This window comes from Fictibacillus sp. WQ 8-8 (genome assembly GCF_024494405.1).
GTDB classification, from domain to species: domain Bacteria; phylum Bacillota; class Bacilli; order Bacillales; family Fictibacillaceae; genus Fictibacillus_C; species Fictibacillus_C marinisediminis.
Genome location: NZ_JAMXKG010000049.1, coordinates 1 through 964, shown reverse-complemented (window position 1 = coordinate 964; position 964 = coordinate 1). Strand labels below are relative to the sequence as shown.

Here is a 964-nt window from a genome sequence, read left to right as displayed (position 1 = left end):
AGGCTTATGATCGTCAATCTTGTCCAGTATACGTGTTGTTCCCAAACTAAACGCATGGAACTTTTTAAACTAACTTCCTGTTGACTAATACAAGAAGAGTTGGACCGAGGATTCATGGTTTCACCCCCTTACTCTAATACATATATTCAGTATATTCCGATTCTAAAAAGCGGTTTGTACTTTAGTTATTGGCTAATCAAAAAAGAATCGGTTGATTTTACGATAGAGATTAATTCCTTATTAAAGTAACGGGTGCGTTACTTAAAGAACTTCAGCTGACATTACAGTTCTTATTGAGATACAAGACAGGTTAGAAGAAGGAAAAAAACTTTAAAAAGGAGAATATTTGGAAATTAGACCTATTAAAGACCTTATACTTTTCAAAGAGGATGATGATTATGAAGAAACAGAAGAAGATCTTGATATTTCTTAAAACAATAACTACTTTTCTGCTTTTAATGATGTTTATACTGTCATCTACGAAAATGATTCATGATTATCTAAGTGCAGCTGTCATAATAATTATTTTAGTTTTCTTTTATACAGAAGGAACAATTAGAAAAAAAGGACTCTAATCATATTTAAGCATAGTAGTCGGAACGTCCCATATTTGGAGCGATTTTTGCCTTTAAACACTGGAAGTAAAGGGGGTACCGCAATGGAGTCAGATCCATCATATATTCTTGAGCGAATTGTTAAAGAACTGGGTGTGGAACAGATCGTTGAATTACTAACTTATCGAATACCAGAAACCGATTTATACACGCTCTTACTTTATGTTTTTCGAGAGAAGACCCAGAGGTTAGTTCCCAGCGAATTACTTAAAAGGTACCAGGCAAACCGTTCGGTGCATCCTGCTTCAGTTGATCCTATCCAGTTAAAGCAACTAGAACTAGATATTTTGAAAATAGCAAGCAACCATTTCGCTACACCAGTTCAGTTATCTCCCGTGGCTCCTTTAGGA

Annotated in this window: 1 protein-coding gene; it reads left to right on the top strand. The window is 35.1% G+C overall.

The annotated features are described in order from the left end of the window. Positions 1-658 precede the first annotated feature (658 nt). On the top strand, positions 659-964 hold a 306-nt coding region (locus M1K46_RS25560; RefSeq protein WP_256228236.1), incomplete at its 3' end, for a hypothetical protein.